13 protein-coding genes and 1 tRNA gene are annotated in these 15,937 nt (G+C 71.4%); 9 read left to right on the forward strand and 5 right to left on the reverse strand.

The features are described 5' to 3' along the window. Positions 1-469 precede the first annotated feature (469 nt). Positions 470-544 (reverse strand) — tRNA-Gly (locus BLR95_RS14295). A gap of 346 nt (positions 545-890) precedes the next feature. Here BLR95_RS14295 and trxA point away from each other — a divergent pair. From trxA to BLR95_RS14330, 7 genes are all read left to right on the forward strand, one after another. After that, on the forward strand, positions 891-1,805 hold the full coding sequence (gene trxA / locus BLR95_RS14300; protein WP_092621755.1) for a thioredoxin: 915 nt from the start codon (positions 891-893) through the stop codon (positions 1,803-1,805). Positions 1,806-1,816: 11 nt separating this feature from the next. Then, complete coding sequence (locus BLR95_RS14305; protein WP_092621672.1) at positions 1,817-2,518, forward strand: LON peptidase substrate-binding domain-containing protein; 702 nt, start codon at positions 1,817-1,819, stop codon at positions 2,516-2,518. A gap of 35 nt (positions 2,519-2,553) precedes the next feature. After that, complete coding sequence (locus BLR95_RS14310; protein WP_092621675.1) at positions 2,554-2,754, forward strand: Trm112 family protein; 201 nt, start codon at positions 2,554-2,556, stop codon at positions 2,752-2,754. Next, positions 2,751-3,134 (forward strand): gamma-butyrobetaine hydroxylase family protein, encoded by a 384-nt coding sequence (locus tag BLR95_RS14315; RefSeq protein ID WP_092621678.1) that lies wholly within the window; start codon positions 2,751-2,753, stop codon positions 3,132-3,134. Before BLR95_RS14310 ends, BLR95_RS14315 begins: the two co-directional genes overlap by 4 nt. 40 nt (positions 3,135-3,174) lie before the next feature. Beyond that, complete coding sequence (locus BLR95_RS14320) at positions 3,175-4,125, forward strand: hypothetical protein (protein ID WP_092621681.1); 951 nt, start codon at positions 3,175-3,177, stop codon at positions 4,123-4,125. A gap of 261 nt (positions 4,126-4,386) precedes the next feature. Beyond that, a complete protein-coding gene (locus tag BLR95_RS14325; protein WP_092621684.1) occupies positions 4,387-5,742 on the forward strand; it encodes an MFS transporter in 1,356 nt (451 codons plus the stop codon). 52 nt (positions 5,743-5,794) lie between these two features. Then, entirely contained in the window at positions 5,795-6,724 is a 930-nt protein-coding gene (locus BLR95_RS14330; RefSeq protein WP_092621687.1) for a DMT family transporter, read from the forward strand. 16 nt (positions 6,725-6,740) lie between these two features. On the opposite strand, the gene BLR95_RS14335 is transcribed toward BLR95_RS14330, so the two are convergent. Genes BLR95_RS14335 through BLR95_RS16160 form a run of 3 tightly spaced genes read right to left on the reverse strand, consistent with a single transcriptional unit; the run spans position 6,741 to position 10,128 of the window. Continuing rightward, the gene (locus tag BLR95_RS14335; RefSeq protein WP_143131031.1) at positions 6,741-7,877 is read right to left on the reverse strand and encodes a LysM peptidoglycan-binding domain-containing protein; all 1,137 of its coding nucleotides are present in this window, start codon (positions 7,875-7,877) and stop codon (positions 6,741-6,743) included. A gap of 45 nt (positions 7,878-7,922) precedes the next feature. Continuing rightward, a complete protein-coding gene (locus tag BLR95_RS14340; RefSeq protein ID WP_245689558.1) occupies positions 7,923-8,786 on the reverse strand; it encodes a DUF2189 domain-containing protein in 864 nt (287 codons plus the stop codon). Continuing rightward, positions 8,770-10,128 carry a virulence factor BrkB family protein gene (locus tag BLR95_RS16160; RefSeq protein ID WP_092621695.1) on the reverse strand — a complete coding sequence of 453 codons (1,359 nt, stop codon included), beginning with the start codon at positions 10,126-10,128 and terminating at the stop codon, positions 8,770-8,772. Before BLR95_RS16160 ends, BLR95_RS14340 begins: the two co-directional genes overlap by 17 nt. Before the next feature lie 89 nt (positions 10,129-10,217). Between BLR95_RS16160 and fabI the strand changes: the two genes are divergently transcribed. Together fabI and aroC are read left to right on the forward strand one after the other, a co-directional pair. Then, complete coding sequence (gene fabI, locus BLR95_RS14350) at positions 10,218-11,063, forward strand: enoyl-ACP reductase FabI (protein ID WP_092621698.1); 846 nt, start codon at positions 10,218-10,220, stop codon at positions 11,061-11,063. A gap of 13 nt (positions 11,064-11,076) precedes the next feature. Next, the gene (gene aroC, locus BLR95_RS14355; RefSeq protein ID WP_092621701.1) at positions 11,077-12,165 is read left to right on the forward strand and encodes a chorismate synthase; all 1,089 of its coding nucleotides are present in this window, start codon (positions 11,077-11,079) and stop codon (positions 12,163-12,165) included. Between the two features lie 761 nt (positions 12,166-12,926). On the opposite strand, the gene BLR95_RS14360 is transcribed toward aroC, so the two are convergent. Further along, entirely contained in the window at positions 12,927-15,899 is a 2,973-nt protein-coding gene (locus BLR95_RS14360) for a helicase-related protein (RefSeq protein WP_176787893.1), read from the reverse strand. Positions 15,900-15,937 lie beyond the last annotated feature (38 nt).

The following is a 15,937-nucleotide window of genomic DNA, read 5'->3' on the forward strand; positions in this document are numbered from 1 at the left end:
GATCTCCCATTCCTTGTCCGTAAGGTCGAAGCGGGCCATGAGCAAACTCCCTTGCCGTTTGGAAGTTTGAATCACAATCCCGCCTCGATGGGAATCCCGCTTATGGGTACAGAACCTAGGCGGGGATGGGTTGGAATCGGACGACTTCGGGGGCGCTGCGGTGTCGTTCGCTGCGTTGATGTCGGAGGGTGGTGGATGACGCGGGCGGTGGTGCGCATCTCCACTTCCCAGGCCAAGGCCCGGCGCCGGCAGCGTCTGCCCGGTCCTCGGCCCGCGTCAAGGTTGAATTCTACGTTGTCCGCCGCCCGGCAATCAAGGATGCCGCCGGGGTGCCCGTGCGGTCGCGACCCGACCGCCGGCGCTGATCCCTGACCGGCGTGTTGCTCGCTCGGGGGGGCGTGGTGTGACGCATTCTGTGACGCGGCAAGAAAAAAGGGCCGCCGAAAATACGGCAGCCCTTTGATTTCATTGGAGCGGGCGATGAGATTCGAACTCACGACCCCAACCTTGGCAAGGTTGTGCTCTACCCCTGAGCTACGCCCGCATCCTGGGGAGGGCAGCCGGGCCGTGGTTGGTCCCGGCGGCGAGGTCGGCACTATAGCCAGAAAGATCGGCTTTGCAAGGGGGAAATGTGTCGCCGGTCGGGGGCTCTTGCGGGCCTCCCCCGAGGGGGGCGAACGGTCGCTGTCCGGCGGGGGGCGGCAAAGGGTTGCCTTGGCGGCGGGGCGGCGCCATCTATGGGGCAACCGCGGGGGCAACCCCGCCGCCGGGGGCTTTTTTCGGGCTCGCCGGCAGGGGAGGGCACTGTTTTTTGTCCGTTGTTCACCCGCCCTGTTCACCCGCCCTGTTCACCGCCTCGTCACCTCATTTCCGGGAAGCCGTTGACCACCATGGCACTGATCATCGATTCCGACTCTTCCGCCGCGCCGCCGCCGGCCGATCTGGTCAAGGACAGCGACACCGAGCACTTCCGAATCGACGTCATCGACGCCTCGCACGAGGTGCCGGTGGTGGTCGATTTCTGGGCCCCGTGGTGCGGCCCGTGCAAGACCCTGGGCCCCATGCTGGAGCGTCAGGTCAGGCAGTTCGCCGGCGCCGTGCGCATGGTCAAGGTGAACATCGACGACAACCAGGCGCTGGCCGCCCAGTTGCAGATCCAGTCCATTCCGGCGGTCTTCGCCTTCAAGGACGGCCGCCCGGTGGACGGCTTCATGGGCGCCCTGCCGGAAAGCCAGATCAAGAGTTTCCTGGAGCGGCTGACCGACGGCGCCGGCAACCCCGTGGACGCCGCCCTCGATGCCGCCCGCGAGGCCTTCGAGGCCGGCCAGATCGAGCAGGCCGGGGCGATCTATCAGCAGGTGATGGCCCAGGACCCGGCCAACGTGCCGGCCCTGGCCGGCCTGTTGCGCTGTCAGGTGGCGCTCGGCCAGTTGGACGAGGTGGCCCAGGCGCTCGACGGCCTGCCCGCCGAGCTGACCAACAAGAGCGAGATCCGCGCCGTGCGCACGGCGCTTGATCTGGCCCGCGAGACGGCCGGCGCCGGGGCCGACACCGCCGCCCTGGAAGCGCGCCTCGCCGCCGATCCGGCCGACCATCAGGCGCGCCTCGATCTGGCCGCCGCGCTGTATGGCGCCAACCGGGCCGAGGCGGCCATGGAGCAGCTTCTGGAAAGCATCCGCCGCGAGCGCGACTGGAACGACGGCGCCGCCCGGGCCCAGCTCCTCAAGCTGTTCGAGGCCCTGGGCCCGACCGATCCCCGGGTGGTGGCGGCGCGCCGCCGCCTGTCCTCCCTGCTGTTTTCCTGACCGCCACCGCGATGAGCGACACCGCGCCCGCCAACCCCTTCGACCCCGGCCCGGAAGATCCGCTGCCCGAGGTGGTCGACCTGTTCCCGTTGGCCGGGGTGTTGCTGCTGCCCGGCGGGCGGGTGCCGCTGAACATCTTCGAGCCGCGCTACCTCAGCCTGATCGGCGATGCCCTGGGGCGGGGCCGGCTGATCGGGCTGGTCCAGCCGCGCGACGTCGCGCCCGCCGACAGCAACCGGGGGGCCGGCGATCCCCACCCGACGCTGTATCGCATCGGCTGCCTGGGTCGCATCGTGGTCTTCCAGGAGGAAGAGGACGGCCGCTTCGTCATCTGGCTGAAGGGGCTGGCCCGCTTCCGCCTGGGCGCCGAGTTGCCGGCCGCCGAGGGCGGCTATCGCCGGGTGGCGGCCGACTTTTCCGACTTCCGCCACGATCTGGCGCCGCCGGCGCCGTTCGATCTGGACCGCGCCCGGCTGATTCAGGGGCTGGACATGATGATCCGCCGCCAGGGCGCCCGGCTCGACCACAAGGCGCTGGAAAAGCTGGACAATGCCGAGCTGCTGTCGGCCGTGGCCATGGTCGCCCCACTGGCCCCCAACGAGCGTCAGGCGTTGCTCGAGGCACCGACCCGGGCCGATCTCATCGAAACCTTGATGACGCTGTTGGAAATGGGCACTTTCGAGACCCCGCCGCCGTCCGACAATCGGCAATGAGCGGCCCGCCAACCTTTCGGGAAACCAGACACACCATGACCGACGCGCCGACCTCGCCCCTCGATCCCAAGCTGCTGGAAATCCTGGTCGCCCCCGGCACCGGGGCGCCGCTGACCTACGACGCCAAGGGCAACCGCCTGATCGACCAGAAGGCCGGGGTGGCCTACCCGATCCGCGACGGCATCCCGATCATGCTGGCCGACGAGGCGGAGCCGCTGGCCGACAGCGCGTCATGAGCGCCCCCGGCGCGGCCACCGGAACCCCCCGGCCGACCGGTCTGCATCTCGACCGGCAGGCCCGCCAGTTGAGCGTCACCTTCGACGATGGCGCCAGCTTCGATCTGCCGGCCGAGTTGCTGCGCGTCGAAAGCCCCTCGGCCGAGGTGCAGGGCCATGGCCCGGACGAAAAGGTGCTGGTGGCCGGCAAGCGGAACGTCGGCTTCATCGACATCGAGCCGGTCGGGCGGTACGCTGTGCGGCTGATTTTCGACGACGGCCACGACACCGGCCTGTTCACCTGGGAGATCCTGTACCGCCTGGGGCGCCACCGGGAGGCCATCTTCGAGGCCTACCTGAAGGCCCTGGAGGAACATGGCCTGAGCCGCGATCCCGGCTGACCGGCCCCCTCCCAACGGCCACCGGCACGGGAGACCGCCGATGACCCCGCACCACCATCCCCCGTCTTCCCGGGCCGCCCGTCGGCTCGCCCTGGCCCCGCTTGCGATGCTGGCTGGCGCCCTGCTGCTGGCGCTTGCTCTCGCGCTGCCGGGGCCGGCCCGGGCGGCCGACGCCGAGGGGCGCCTCAACGCCCTGGTCGGCGAGTTGCAGCGCCTGATCGACAAGGCCGAACGCGAGCGGCTGGCCGATCCCTGGTTCCTCAAGGATCTGCGCCAGGTGGTCGCGGCGCACACCAACCCCTGGCCCCGGGTGCTGCTGGACGACGGCTTCACCGACGGCAACTACGACCGCCGGCCGGCCTGGCGGGTGCTCTCCGGGGAGTGGGCGGCGGGCTGGAACGGTGGCCTGCGCAGCCGCTTCACGCCGCCGCGCGCCGCCAGCCCGTCACGCCAGACCCCGGACGACCCGACGGCGGCCATCGTCGGCACCCTGCTCGGCCAGATGCTGGCCCAGCAGCAGGGCGGCGGATCGGGGGCGGCCCAGGCGGCGGGGCCGGCCGACCGGGCGGCCATCGAGACCCGTCTCGCCCTGCCCAACAGTTTCGCGCTGGACCTGGAGCTGACCGCCGCCCCCGACCGTGCCGCCACCCGGCTGGCGCTGGGGCCGTTCCAGGGCGAGCGGGCCGACACCGGCTATCGGCTGGTCCTCAGTTCGGCCGGCGGCGGGGGCAGCGTGGAGCTGCTCCGCCTGTCGGCCCGCGGCTCGTCGGTGATCGACGGCGTCGATGGTCTGGTCCCGCTGGCCGATGGCGAGGTCCATCGGGTGCGCTGGGAGCGCCGCCCCGACGCCACCATGCGGGTGCTGATCGATGGCCGCGAGGTGCTGGCCACCCGTGATCGGGGCTTTCGCGATCCCTTCGACGGGCTGGTTCTGGAGAACCACGGCGGCGATGTGACCATCGGCCGGGTGGTGGTCAATGGACCCGCCTGAGCGGCCCGCGCCGGACGGTCCATTGCCGGACCCTGGCGGCGGGTGTATATGAGCCCCGCCGGGCCCATTGAGGCGTGCCCGGCGTCCTGCTTTCCCTTTTCATGAAACCCGGATCGCCTCGGGCGCGTTCGGGGTCAACCGGGCCGCGACGGCGCGCGGCTTCCGGCTTTCATCCGTTTTCGTGCCGTCTTTTCTCGTGCTGTCTTTTCTCGTGTCATCCAGGCGCCTCCGTCGGGCGTCCTGTTCCGGGAGCCCACCGCCATGGGTCAGGTCCTGCTGTCCGTTGTCTCGCTGCTCGTCGGCACCTCGGTGTTCCTGATGGGGCAGGGCCTGCTCGGCACCCTGGTCGGCCTGAGGATGGCTGGCGCCGGCTACGCCGACAGCGTCAGCGGTCTGGTCATGGCGGCCTATTTCCTGGGCCTCGCCCTGGCCGCCCTGAACTCGGCCCGGGTGATCGCCATCGCCGGGCACATCCGCGCCTTCGCGGTGTTCGCCACCTGCTTTTCCGCCGCCACCCTGGCCCACAGCTTCCACCTTGATCCGACCTACTGGTTCGTCCTGCGCCTGATCGAGGGCTACTGCATGTGCGGTCTGTTCATGTGCGTGGAAAGCTGGCTCAACGAGCGCTCGACCAACGACACCCGGGGCACCGTGCTGTCGATCTACTCGATCACCGTGTACGGCGCGCAAGGGGCGGCGCAGTTCCTGCTCAATCTGGCCCCGCTGGACAGCTTCCTGCTGTTTGCCCTGGCCTCGATCCTGGTTTCGGTGGCCCTGGTGCCGGTCGCCCTGACCCGGGTTCCGGCGCCCACCCCGCCCACCGGGGCCCGCTTCGGCTTCCTGCGGCTTTATCGCATCTCGCCGCTGGGTGTGTTCGGCTGCATCATGAGCGGCATGGTGATCGGCGCCTTCTACGGCATGGCCCCGGTGTTCGGCGCCAAGATGGGCTTTTCGGTCAACGACGTGGCCACCCTGATGGCGGCGGTGATCATCGGCGGGGTGGTGCTGCAATGGCCCCTGGGGCGCTTCTCGGACCGCTTCGACCGTCGTCTGGTGATTGCCGGGGTCGGCTGCGGCATCGCCGTGGCGGCGCTCTGTCTGGCCGGGGTGGCGTGGGCGGCGGCGCTGATGGAGCCGCGCACCCTGGTCTGGGCGGTGATCGGGCTGGCCGCCCTGTTCGGGGCCTTCTCGTTCACCCTTTATCCGCTGGCCCTGGCCCAGGCCAACGACTTCATCGAGCCGCACGAACTGGTGCCGGCCAGCGGCGGCCTGATGCTGGCCTACTCGTTCGGCGCCGTCGGCGGGCCGCTGGCCGCCTCGCTGGTCATGGACGCGGTCGGCCCGGCCGGCCTGTGGGCCTTCATCGCCTGCGGTGGCGTGCTCACCCTGTGCTTTTCCGTCTGGCGCATGATCCGCGGCGCCCCGCTGCCCGAGACCGAGGATCAGGGCAACTACCAGATGATGGCCCGCACCACCGCCGCCATCGCCGAGCTCGACCCGCGCGGCGAGGACGACCAGTTGTGGTTCGAGTTCGACTATCAGGCCCAGACGGCGGCCCAGTCGGGCATGGAAAACCCGCACGCCGGCGACCCGCCCCGACAGATCTGGTCGACCTGAGGCGGGCCCTGAGTTCCAGTCCTGGTTTCCGTTTGCAAAGGTTCCCCTTGCCATGCCCGACACCGCGCCCCCAAAGCCCCCGACCGGACCCTGGCGCGGGCTCGCCTCGCCCTATGTCACCACCGCCCTGCCGCCGCTGTTCTGGGCCGTCAACGCCATCATCGGCAAGCTGGCGGTGGGCGAGATTCCGCCCCTCGGGCTGGCCTTCTGGCGCTGGCTGCTGGCCCTGGGCATCCTGCTGCTGCTGGCCACGCCGCGCCTGATCGCCGAATGGCCGCTGGTGCGCCGCCACTGGCGCCAGATGCTGGTTCTCGGCACGCTGTCGGTGTGCTCGTACAACACCCTGCTCTATTTCGCCCTGGAGACCACCTCGCCGATCAACGCCACCCTGGTCGGCGCCACCATGCCGCTGATCATCCTGGTGCTGGCCTGGGTTCTGTTGGGCAGCGCCATGACCGGGCGGCAGATGCTGGGCGGGCTGGCCACCATGATCGGCGTGGCGGTGGTGGTCAGTGGCGGCGATCCGGCCCGCCTGCTGAGCCTTCAGTTCAACCCCGGCGACGGCCTGATGCTGCTCGCCGTCGCCGCGTGGTCGCTCTATTCGGTGCTGCTGCGGCGCAACCCGCCGCCGCTCAGCCCGGTGGTCTTCCTGATCGCCCAGATCATGGGAGGGCTGCTGGTGCTCGGCCCGCTGCACGCCGCCGACGCCCTGATCCTCGGCAACACCCTGCCGATCACCCTGAAAAGCCTGTGGATCGTCGCCGTGGCGGCGATCTTCCCGGCCCTGCTGGCGTTCTATTTCTGGAACCGGGGGGTGGCCGCCATCGGCCCCGGGCTGGCCGGCCTGTACACCAATCTGGTGCCGGTGTTCACCGCCCTGATGGCGGTCGCCGTCCTGGGCGAGGTGCTGCACCCCTTCCACGCCGCCGCCTTTGCCCTCATCGCCGGCGGCATCTGGGTCGCCTCGCGGCGCGGCGGGTGAGCCCCGGAAGCGGGCCTCACCCCTCTGGCGGCAGGTCGAACACCTGGCCGGGATAGATCAGGTCGGGGTCGCGGATCTGGTCGCTGTTGGCGCGGTAGATGATGGTGTAGTCGAAGCCGCTGCCATAGACCCGCTGGGCAATGCGCCACAGGTTGTTGCCCGGCTGGATGACCACGATGCGCCGGTCGGCGGCGGCCTCGGCCGGGGTGGCGGTGGCCGGGGCGTCGCTGGCCAGGGTGTCTTGGGCGAACGGCGTCATCTCGAAGGGCACCTGCCGGCGGGCGATCACCTTGCCTTCCGGGTCGACCTGATCGAGGCGCAGGGTGTGAGGACCCTCGGCGGCCCGCACCTTTGGGCTGATCTCCCAGTGCCCCTGGGCATCGGCGGTGGTCTCGCCGAGCAGGCGGTTGTCCAGGTAGGCCCTGAGTTGGGCCCCGGGCGGGGCCTGACCGGACAGCCGCAGGCGGCCGTCGCGGTCGTAGTCGACCAGCCCCACGGTGGGCCCGTCGGTTGATCCCCCGGGCGACATCAGGGTGGTGCCGCCCTGGCCCAGCTTCACCGTGGGCAGGGTCGGCGGGCGCGGGGCGCCGGGGCGGGCCAGCGGCTGGGGAACCTCGAGGACCACCACCTCGTCACCCGCGATGGGCGCCCCGTCGCCCGGCGCCGGCTCGGCCGGGGGCGTGTCGGGGACCTCGCCGGCCGCGTCTGCCTCGCTCGTCGGCGCGGCGGGGCGGGCGCTCAGGGTCAACTGGTGGGGTCCGGGGGGCAACGGCTGGTCGGGCAGGAAGACGAACTCGCCCCGGGCGTCGGTCCTGGCGGTGCCCTTGGGCTCCCCGTCGATGCTGACCGTCACCTCGCTGTCCGGGGCGGCCCGGCCGGCGACCACCAGGTTGCCCTGGTCATCGACCCGGGCGACATCGAAGCTGGGGGTGCCGGGCGGCCGGTCGGGCGCTTCCCGGGCCGGCGGGGCGGGGGCGGGCGTTTCCGCCACTGGCGCCGGGCTGGTGGCTGGCGGGGCGGGCGTGACCGTCGGCGGCGCCGGGCTCGCGGTCCGGGCCGCCCGCTCCGGCTCCGAGGGCAGGAACAGGAACAGCCCGAGCGCCGTCAGGGCCGCCACCACGGCCAGTCCTCCCAGGATGACAGCCCTTGTCACGTGCCACTCCTCAAGGCTTCGCGAATACCCACAGCTGCTTTAAACCTAATCCTCCACGGACCGTCCCGCAATCACCCCCGGCGGATCGGGGACCAGGGCCCGGTAGGCGTGCCAGCTGGCATGGCCGATCAGCGGCAGGGTGACGATCAGGCCGAGAAAGCCGGTGAGCAGCCCGCCCACGGTGAACAGGGCGATCAGCCCGGCCCACAGCAGCATCGGGCCGGGGTTGTGGAGCACCGCCAGCAGGCTGACCAGGGCCGCCTGGAAGGGGTCGACCCGGCGGTCGCGCAGCATCGGCAGGGCGACCACTCCGCAGACGAAGACCCCCGCCGCCACCGCGCCGCCCAGCGCCATCGAGGTGGCCGCGAAGCCGAGCCCGACCGGGGTCGTCATGGCGGCCCACAGGTTGCCCATGTCGATGGTGTCGTAAGGGTAGAACAGGGCGTAGACGATGACCGCCAGCCGCACCCAGGTCAGCATGACCAGCATCAGCAGAAGGCCGCAGGTCATGACGTGGAAGGGGTTGTCGCGCCACGCGGTGACGGCGGATTTGAGGCTCGGCCGCTCGCCCCGCTCCAGACAGCGGCTGATGTCGTAGAGGCCCAGCGTCAGCAGCGGCCCGACCAGCAGGAAGCCGCCGATCAGCGGCGACAGCAGATAGAGCATGTCGAGCCCCCACAGGGCGGCGAAAATGCCCAGCCCGCCGCCGGTGAACAGCGCCCCCCAGGCCAGCGACAGCACCGGCGCGCGGGCCAGATCGCGCCACCCGGCGGCGAGCCACAGGAAGGGGGCCTCGCTGCCCACCTCGCGCACCCGGTGGGCATGGGGCAGCGGGCTGCCCGGATGGGCATGAGGCAGCGGGCCGCCGGGGGGCGGGGGGCCGCTCGGGGTCTCAGGTGTCGTCGTCACGGTCGGCCTCGCGGGGTGGCGGCAGGTCGGCCGGTTGATCGGGGGAGGACCCGCGTGGAGCGAGCAACTCGCCGATCGGGCTGTCGAGGGCCTGGCGCTCGGCCCTGCCGGCCTTGGCCAGCAACTCGGCGAGGCGGCCCTGGGGCGCCGGCTCGGGCGCCGGCAGGCCGAGGCCGAGGGGGGGCAGCAAGGCGTGCAGGGGCTCGCCCGACAGGTCGCGCATGACCACCCAGCGGGCATCGTCGGTGCGGGCCACGAAGCCGTGCTGACGCAAGGCGCCGAGCACCGTCATCAGGGCGCTTTCCTCGGCCCCGGTCAAGGCCAGCAGGCGGCCGCGCGGCGTGCCCTGGCCGGTGCGCGCCGCCTCGCCGAGCAGGGTGGCGAGCACATCGAGGGCCAGCGCCAGACGGGCCGCGCCGGCGGCGCCCTCCCCCCGCTGGCGCTGGGTGCGCCATTCCGGCAGGGCGGCGGTGATCTCGGCCCCGACCAGCACCACGGCCCAGCTCAAGTACATCCAGAGCAGGAAGATGGGCACCGCCGACAGCGCCCCGTAGATCGCCTCGTAGCCGCCGAAGCTCGACACATAGAGCACGAAGCCCTGGCGCAGCAGGGCGAACAGCACGGTCGCCAGCAGCCCGCCCAGCAGCGCGTCGCGCAGCCGGACCGGGCGGTTGGGCACCGCCATGTAGAGCAGCGAGAAGGTGATGAAGGTCATCAGTTGGGGCAACAGGGCGGTCAGCCGCCCGGCCACGCCGTCCAGCGCCACTTCCTGGGCCATCCGCTCCAGCACCGCCAGATAGCCGGTCAGCGAGAAGCTGGCGCCGATCAAAAGCGGACCCAGGGTGATCACCGTCCAGTAGAGGATCAGGCGCTGCAGCAGGGGGCGCGGCCGGCTCACCCGGAAGATGGTGTTGAAGGCGGATTCAATGGTGATCATCAGCAGGATGGCGGTGACCAGGATGCCGATGATGCCGACCGCCGTCAGTTGCCCGGCGGCCTGGGCGAAGCCGGTCAGGGCGCCCTTCACGGCGTCGCCGGCGTGGGGCACGAAGTTGGAGAAGATGAACTCCTCGATCTGCCCGCGCACCTCGGCGAACACCGGGAAGGCGGCCAGCAGGCCCAGCCCGATGGCCAGCACCGGGACCAGCGACAGCATCGAGGTGTAGCTCAGCGAGGCGGCGACGCGCAGCGCCTGGTCGCCGTTGAAGCGATCCAGCAGGTAGCGGCCAAAGCCGGCCAGCCCGACCAGCCGCTGCTGGAGCTCGGGCCGGGTGGCGCCGGGCGGGGTGGCGCCGGGCGGGGTATCGGTGCCGCCGCCGGGCCAAAGGCGGGTTCCGCGCATGGTCTTTGCCCCTTGAAAAGCTTTCGTGTAGGATGCCGCCTCGCTTTTCGGAAGCGAACAGGAATCTGCATTTTTCCGAGGATTTTCGCATGACGACGTCTGCGCCGTTGATGGCCGGCAAACGCGGCCTGATCATGGGGGTCGCCAACGACCGCTCGATTGCCTGGGGCATCGCCAAGGCCCTGGCCGCGCAAGGAGCCGAGGTGGGCTTCACCTACCAGGGCGACGCCCTGAAACGCCGCGTGGAGCCCCTGGCCGCCAGCCTGGGCAGCGACCTTCTGGTGCCCATGGACGTCACCGACCCCGAGAGCATGGACGCCGCCTTCGAGCAGGTGGACAAGGCCTGGGGGCGGATCGATTTCGTGGTCCACGCCATCGCCTGGTCGGACAAGGACCAGCTTAAGGGCGGCTACATCGACACCACGCTCGACAACTTCCTGAAGTCGATGCACATCTCGTGCTTCAGCTTCACCGACGTGGCGCGCCGGGCCCGCCCGCTGATGGCCGAGGGTGGCTCGATGCTCACCCTCACCTACTACGGCGCCGAACAGGTGATGCCGCACTACAACGTGATGGGCGTGGCCAAGGCGGCGCTGGAGGCCAGCGTGCGCTATCTGGCCACCGACCTGGGGCCGGAAGGCATCCGGGTCAACGCCCTGTCGGCCGGGCCGATCCGCACCCTGGCCGCCTCCGGGATCGGCGACTTCCGCCAGATCCTGGGCTGGAACGCCCTCAACGCGCCGCTGCGCCGCAACGTGACCATCGACGACGTGGGCGGCGCCGGGCTGTACCTGCTCTCGCCGCTGGCCGCCGGGGTGACCGGCGAGGTCCACCACGTGGACAGCGGTTATCACACCGTCGGCATGTTGGCCCCGGACAAGGCGCCGGAGCTGATCGAGCTTCTGCAGAACTTCGTCCGCCAGGGCGGCGAGTAGGCGCGGCGCGGCGGTGTCCGGCAACACCTTCGGCCATCTGCTTCGGCTGACCAGCTTCGGGGAAAGCCACGGCCCGGCCATCGGCGGCGTGCTCGACGGCATGCCGCCGGGGATTGCCCTGTCGGAGGCCGACATCCAGCCGGCGCTCGACCGCCGCCGGCCGGGCACCTCGCGCCACACCACCCAGCGCCGCGAGCCGGACACCGTGCGCCTGCTGTCGGGCGTTTACCAGGGCGAGACCACCGGCACCCCCATCGGTTTCGTCATCGACAACACCGACCAGCGCTCCAAGGACTACGACCGGATCGCCCGCCAGTACCGGCCCGGGCACGCCGATCTGACCTACATCGCCAAGTACGGCCGGCGCGATCCGCGCGGCGGGGGCCGCGCCTCGGCCCGCGAGACGGCGGTGCGGGTCGCCGCCGGGGCGATGGCGCTGAAGGTGCTGACCCACCTGCTGGGGCCCGACGTGGCGGTGCGCGGCGCCCTGGTGGCGCTGGGCGGGCGGGCCGTTGATCCGGCCCGCTGGGATTGGAACGCGGTGGCCGACAATCCCTTCTTCTGCCCCGATCCCGAGACCGCCGCGCTGTGGGCCGAGGACCTCGACAAGGTGCGCAAGGCCGGCTCCTCGGTCGGCGCGGTGGCCCAGGTCGAGGCGCACGGCCTGCCGGCCGGCCTGGGGGCGCCGGTGTTCGACCGCCTGGACGCCGATCTGGCCAAGGCGCTGATGAGCATCAACGCGGTCAAGGGGGTGGAGATCGGCGCCGGCTTCGCGGCCGCCGCCTTCTCGGGCGAGGAGAACGCCGATGAGATGCGCCCCGACGGGGCCGGCGGCATCGCCTTTCAGTCGAACAACGCCGGCGGCATCCTGGGCGGCATTTCCAGCGGCCAGCCGATCGTCGCCCGGGCCGCCTTCAAGCCGACCAGTTCCATCCTGACGCCGCGCCGGAGCGTCGATCAGGACGGCAACGCCGTCGAGGTGGTGACCACCGGCCGCCACGACCCCTGCGTGGGCATTCGCGGCGTCCCGGTGGCCGAGGCGATGATGACCCTGACCCTGGCCGACCACCTTTTGCGCCAACGGGCCATCGCGCCCGGCTGAGGCGACGCCGGGACGGCAAGGGGCAACGGGGGCGGGGACATGGTCCGGGGAGCGGTGAGCGCCCTGGCTGCGTCTCCCCGTGGTGCGGGGGATACTAAAGCCGCGGGGCTACCGTCCAACCCAACGGAGGCAGCCAGGGCACGGAACCATTGTTCCGGCCAGACGGCTGGCCGTCAAGGTGCGGCCAGTCATCGACACCTTCCTCCCGGCGGGCCGGTGGTCGTCGGGGGGCTTTCAAGGCTCCGGAGGATCAGGGAGACGGCCGAAAAAAGCACAGGGGCGGATCGCTTCCTCTTGGGCCCGCCCGGCGGGTCGAAGAGGGCGCGATCCGCCCCGCTCTTGTGCAACCGCCGTCCGACGGCGGTGACTCTTTCAGGCCGCTGTCGCGGGGCACGGCTTTGTTTGGGCCGCTGTCGCGGGGCACGGCTTTGTTCAGGCCGCTGTCGCGGCCCATGCCGGCTCAGGCGTTGAGCCGGCGCTCGAAGGCGGCGCGCTCGGCGGCGGTGTGGCCATCGATCCGGATGCCGGACGAGACCATCATGTAATCCCAGAGAATCTTGAACCGCATCATGGGTGTTTCCTCCAAGCCCAGGCGGCAGGGGCATGACCCCTGCCAGCGTCGGCCGATCTTGTTTGCCGGGCCGGACGCACGTTGACCCCTCTCCCCTACAATGTGCGCACTCAGTGCGCCGTCGTCAAGGGGAAAAGTCGCACGTCGTGCGCATAATGCGCGGCGAAGGCGTGGAGGCGGGGGGCGGCGCTCAGGTGTTTTCGGGAGGCTCCGAGGAATCTTTCGGGCTCGGCTCTGGGCTCGGTTCTGGGCTCGGTTCTGGGCTCGGCTCTGGAACTTGCGCGGGGCTGGGCGGCGGGTTGAGGGGCGCCTCGGCCGGGGTCCCGTCGGTGGGCGCCTGGGGCGCCGCCGGGGCGGCGTCCTGCTGGGCGGCATCCTTTTTCCGGTCCGGGCCGGGGGCCTTCGGCGGGGCCATGCGGGCCTTCAGTTCGGCCAGCTTGGCGAACGGGCTGTCCGGATCGATCGGCCTGTCGCGCCGGGGCGGCCGGTCGCCGGCCGGCTTGCCGGCGCCCTTGCCGGGAGCCTTGTCCCGGCGCGGCTGTTCGCCCTGGCTGGCGTTCCGTCCGCCCTTGGGGCCCTTGGCCGGGCGGGCCCGGGTGCGGTGTGGACGTTCGCGGGCCGGCGGGGCCTCGCCCTCGGCGGCTGCCGGGGCCGGGGAGGAGGCGGCGCCGTCGCCGGCCGGCTGGCCCTCGGCCGGGCTGTCCCTGCGGGGCCGGGGGCCGCGTCCGCCGGGTCGGCGCTTGCGGCTGAAGGCAATCGCCTTCTTGTCGTTCTCGCCGTCGATCAGGGCGGCCTGATAGCCCAGCCCGTCGAGCACCTTGACCCCTTCCTCGGCCCCGATGCCGAGCAGGGTGAGCAGGTCCGGAGGCAGGGTTTCGGCCTTGCTGCGGGCCGTCTCGCGGACCTTGGCGGCGAAGCGCTCCAGCATGTCGACGCGGATCGCCCGGCCGCCCAGCACCCGGTAGCCGACCGCCCGGTAGTGCTCGACCGTCACCTCGGGGTCGGCCGGGAAGCTGGTCCGCCCGGGGTCGGGCAGGGGCAGCGGAGGGGCGCCGTTGAAGGCCTCCCACAGCCGCGCCGCCAGATGCTGGGCGGCGGGCTTGAGAAGGCCGGGCAGGAACAGGCTGACCACCCCGAAGCGCACCCCGTGGCGGGCCAGCACCTTGCGCCCGGTGTCGTCCAGCGCCTTGATCTGCTCCTCGACCCGGGGCCGTTCCAGCACGCCCAGGGTCTCGCTCATCTGAAAGCCGATGCCGCGCGCCGCGCCGGCCAGCTCGGGGTCATCGATGAGGGCGATCAGCGGCCCCAACTGGGCCTTGACGTGGGCGCTCAGCCAGCCTTGCAGGCGCTGGCCGACGACCTCGCGGGCGGCGCTGTCGAGCAGCTCGTTGGGGGGGATCTCCACCGCCGGGGTGAGCGGCGTGGCGCCCTTGGCGAGGCGGGCCACCGGGGCGGCGCGCCAAGTCAGCCGGCCCTGGTCGTCCAGACCGAACAGGGTGTCGGCGTCCTCGCTCAGCCGTTTCACCCGGGTGGCGATCTCGCCGACCAGCGCGCTGTCGGCGGCATTGGCCACCTGCCGGTCGGCAAAGGCGCTCTCGCCCTTTTCCGCAACGAAGGTCAGTCCTTCCAACTGGCCGATCACATGGCCCTCCACATCCACCTGCCCATCACCATTGACGTGCGCGAAAAGTCGCCCGCCACCGCGTAACCGCTTTACCAGCACTGCCGTGCGTTTGTCCACGAAACGACGGGTCAGGCTGACATGCAGGGCATCGGACAGGCGATCCTCGACCGCCCGGGTGCGTTCCTGCCAGTGGCCGGGGTCGGCCAGCCAGTCGGCCCGGTGGCTGACGTAGGTCCACACCCGGATGCCGGCGATGCGCTCGGTCAGGGCGTGCATGTCGCCGTCGGTGCGATCCAGGCGGGTCACCTGGGCGGCCAGCCAGTCCTCGGGCAGGCGGCCCTCGTGGTCCAAAAGGTGGCGGAAGATGGCGCCCAGCAGGCGGGCGTGGGTTTCCGGCATCACCTTGCGGAAGTCGGGCACCTGACAGACCTGCCAGAGCAGGCGCAGGCGCTGCGGGGTGTCGGCCAGACGGCGGATGTCCGCGTCCCGGGCCAGGGCTTCCAGGGCCCGCTGGTCGTCGCCCGGGCGGCCCCGGGTCAGCCCCTCGGCCGGCGGCGGGGCGTTGAGGCCGGCCAGCAGGGCCTCGAGCGAGGTGAAGCGCAAGCCATCGTTGCGCCAGAACAGGGCGCGCAGGGGCATGAAGGCGTGGCTTTCCACGCGCTCGATCAGCTCCGGGTCGAGCCCGCCCACCTCGCCGGTGGTGCCGAAGGTGCCGTCGTTCATGTGCCGCCCGGCGCGGCCGGCGATCTGCGCCACCTCGGGGGCGCTCAGGGCGCGCGGGCGCTGGCCGTCGAACTTCACCGTCTGGGCGAAGGCGACGTGATCAACGTCCATGTTGAGGCCCATGCCAATGGCGTCGGTGGCCACCAGATGGTCCACCTCGCCGGCCTGGAACATGGCCACCTGGGCGTTGCGGGTGCGCGGGCTCAGGGCCCCCAGGACCACCGCCGCGCCGCCCCGCTGGCGGCGGATCAGCTCGGCGATGGCATAGACCTCGCCGGCCGAGAAGGCGACCACCGCCGAGCGCCGGGGCAGCCGGGTCAGCTTGCGCGGCCCGTTGTAGGAGAGGGTGGAGAAGCGCTGCCGGGTCTCGAAGGTGCAGCCCGGGACCAGCTTCCTGATCAACGGGCGGATGGTTTCGGCGCCCAGGAACAGGGTTTCGCGCCGCCCCCGGGCGTTGAGCAGGCGCTGGGTGAAGACGTGGCCGCGTTCCGGGTCGGCGCACAACTGGATTTCGTCGATGGCCAGGAAGTCCACCGGGCGGTCGAGTGGCATGCTTTCCACGGTGCACACCAGCCAGCGGGCGCGGGCCGGCAGGATGCGTTCCTCGCCGGTGATCAGGCCCACGTTGCGGGGCCCCTTGAGGGCGGCGATGCGGTCGTAGTTCTCGCGCGCCAGCAGGCGCAACGGGAAGCCGATCATGCCCGAGCCGTGGCCCAGCATGCGGTCGATGGCGAGGAAGGTCTTGCCGGTGTTGGTCGGCCCGAGGATGGCCTTCAGGGTGGCGTCGGGGCGCACCGGCGGGGCGAGATGGCTCATGACGGCGCCCCTTTGCGCGGGGCTGGGACCTTTTACTG

Origin of the sequence: Roseospirillum parvum (assembly GCF_900100455.1) — a bacterium.
Taxonomy (GTDB): Bacteria; Pseudomonadota; Alphaproteobacteria; order Rhodospirillales; family Rhodospirillaceae; genus Roseospirillum; species Roseospirillum parvum.

Excerpts from the sequence above, each read along its gene's own strand:
- fabI (WP_092621698.1), top strand. The coding sequence starts at position 10,218 with ATGACGACGTCTGCGCCGTTGATGGCCGGCAAACGCGGCCTGATCATG.
- BLR95_RS14305 (WP_092621672.1), top strand. The coding sequence starts at position 1,817 with ATGAGCGACACCGCGCCCGCCAACCCCTTCGACCCCGGCCCGGAAGAT.
- BLR95_RS14315 (WP_092621678.1), top strand. The coding sequence starts at position 2,751 with ATGAGCGCCCCCGGCGCGGCCACCGGAACCCCCCGGCCGACCGGTCTG.
- BLR95_RS14320 (WP_092621681.1), top strand. The coding sequence starts at position 3,175 with ATGACCCCGCACCACCATCCCCCGTCTTCCCGGGCCGCCCGTCGGCTC.
- BLR95_RS14330 (WP_092621687.1), top strand. The coding sequence starts at position 5,795 with ATGCCCGACACCGCGCCCCCAAAGCCCCCGACCGGACCCTGGCGCGGG.
- BLR95_RS14310 (WP_092621675.1), top strand. The coding sequence starts at position 2,554 with ATGACCGACGCGCCGACCTCGCCCCTCGATCCCAAGCTGCTGGAAATC.
- BLR95_RS14325 (WP_092621684.1), top strand. The coding sequence starts at position 4,387 with ATGGGTCAGGTCCTGCTGTCCGTTGTCTCGCTGCTCGTCGGCACCTCG.
- BLR95_RS14360 (WP_176787893.1), bottom strand. The coding sequence starts at position 15,899 with ATGAGCCATCTCGCCCCGCCGGTGCGCCCCGACGCCACCCTGAAGGCC.
- trxA (WP_092621755.1), top strand. The coding sequence starts at position 891 with ATGGCACTGATCATCGATTCCGACTCTTCCGCCGCGCCGCCGCCGGCC.
- BLR95_RS16160 (WP_092621695.1), bottom strand. The coding sequence starts at position 10,128 with ATGCGCGGAACCCGCCTTTGGCCCGGCGGCGGCACCGATACCCCGCCC.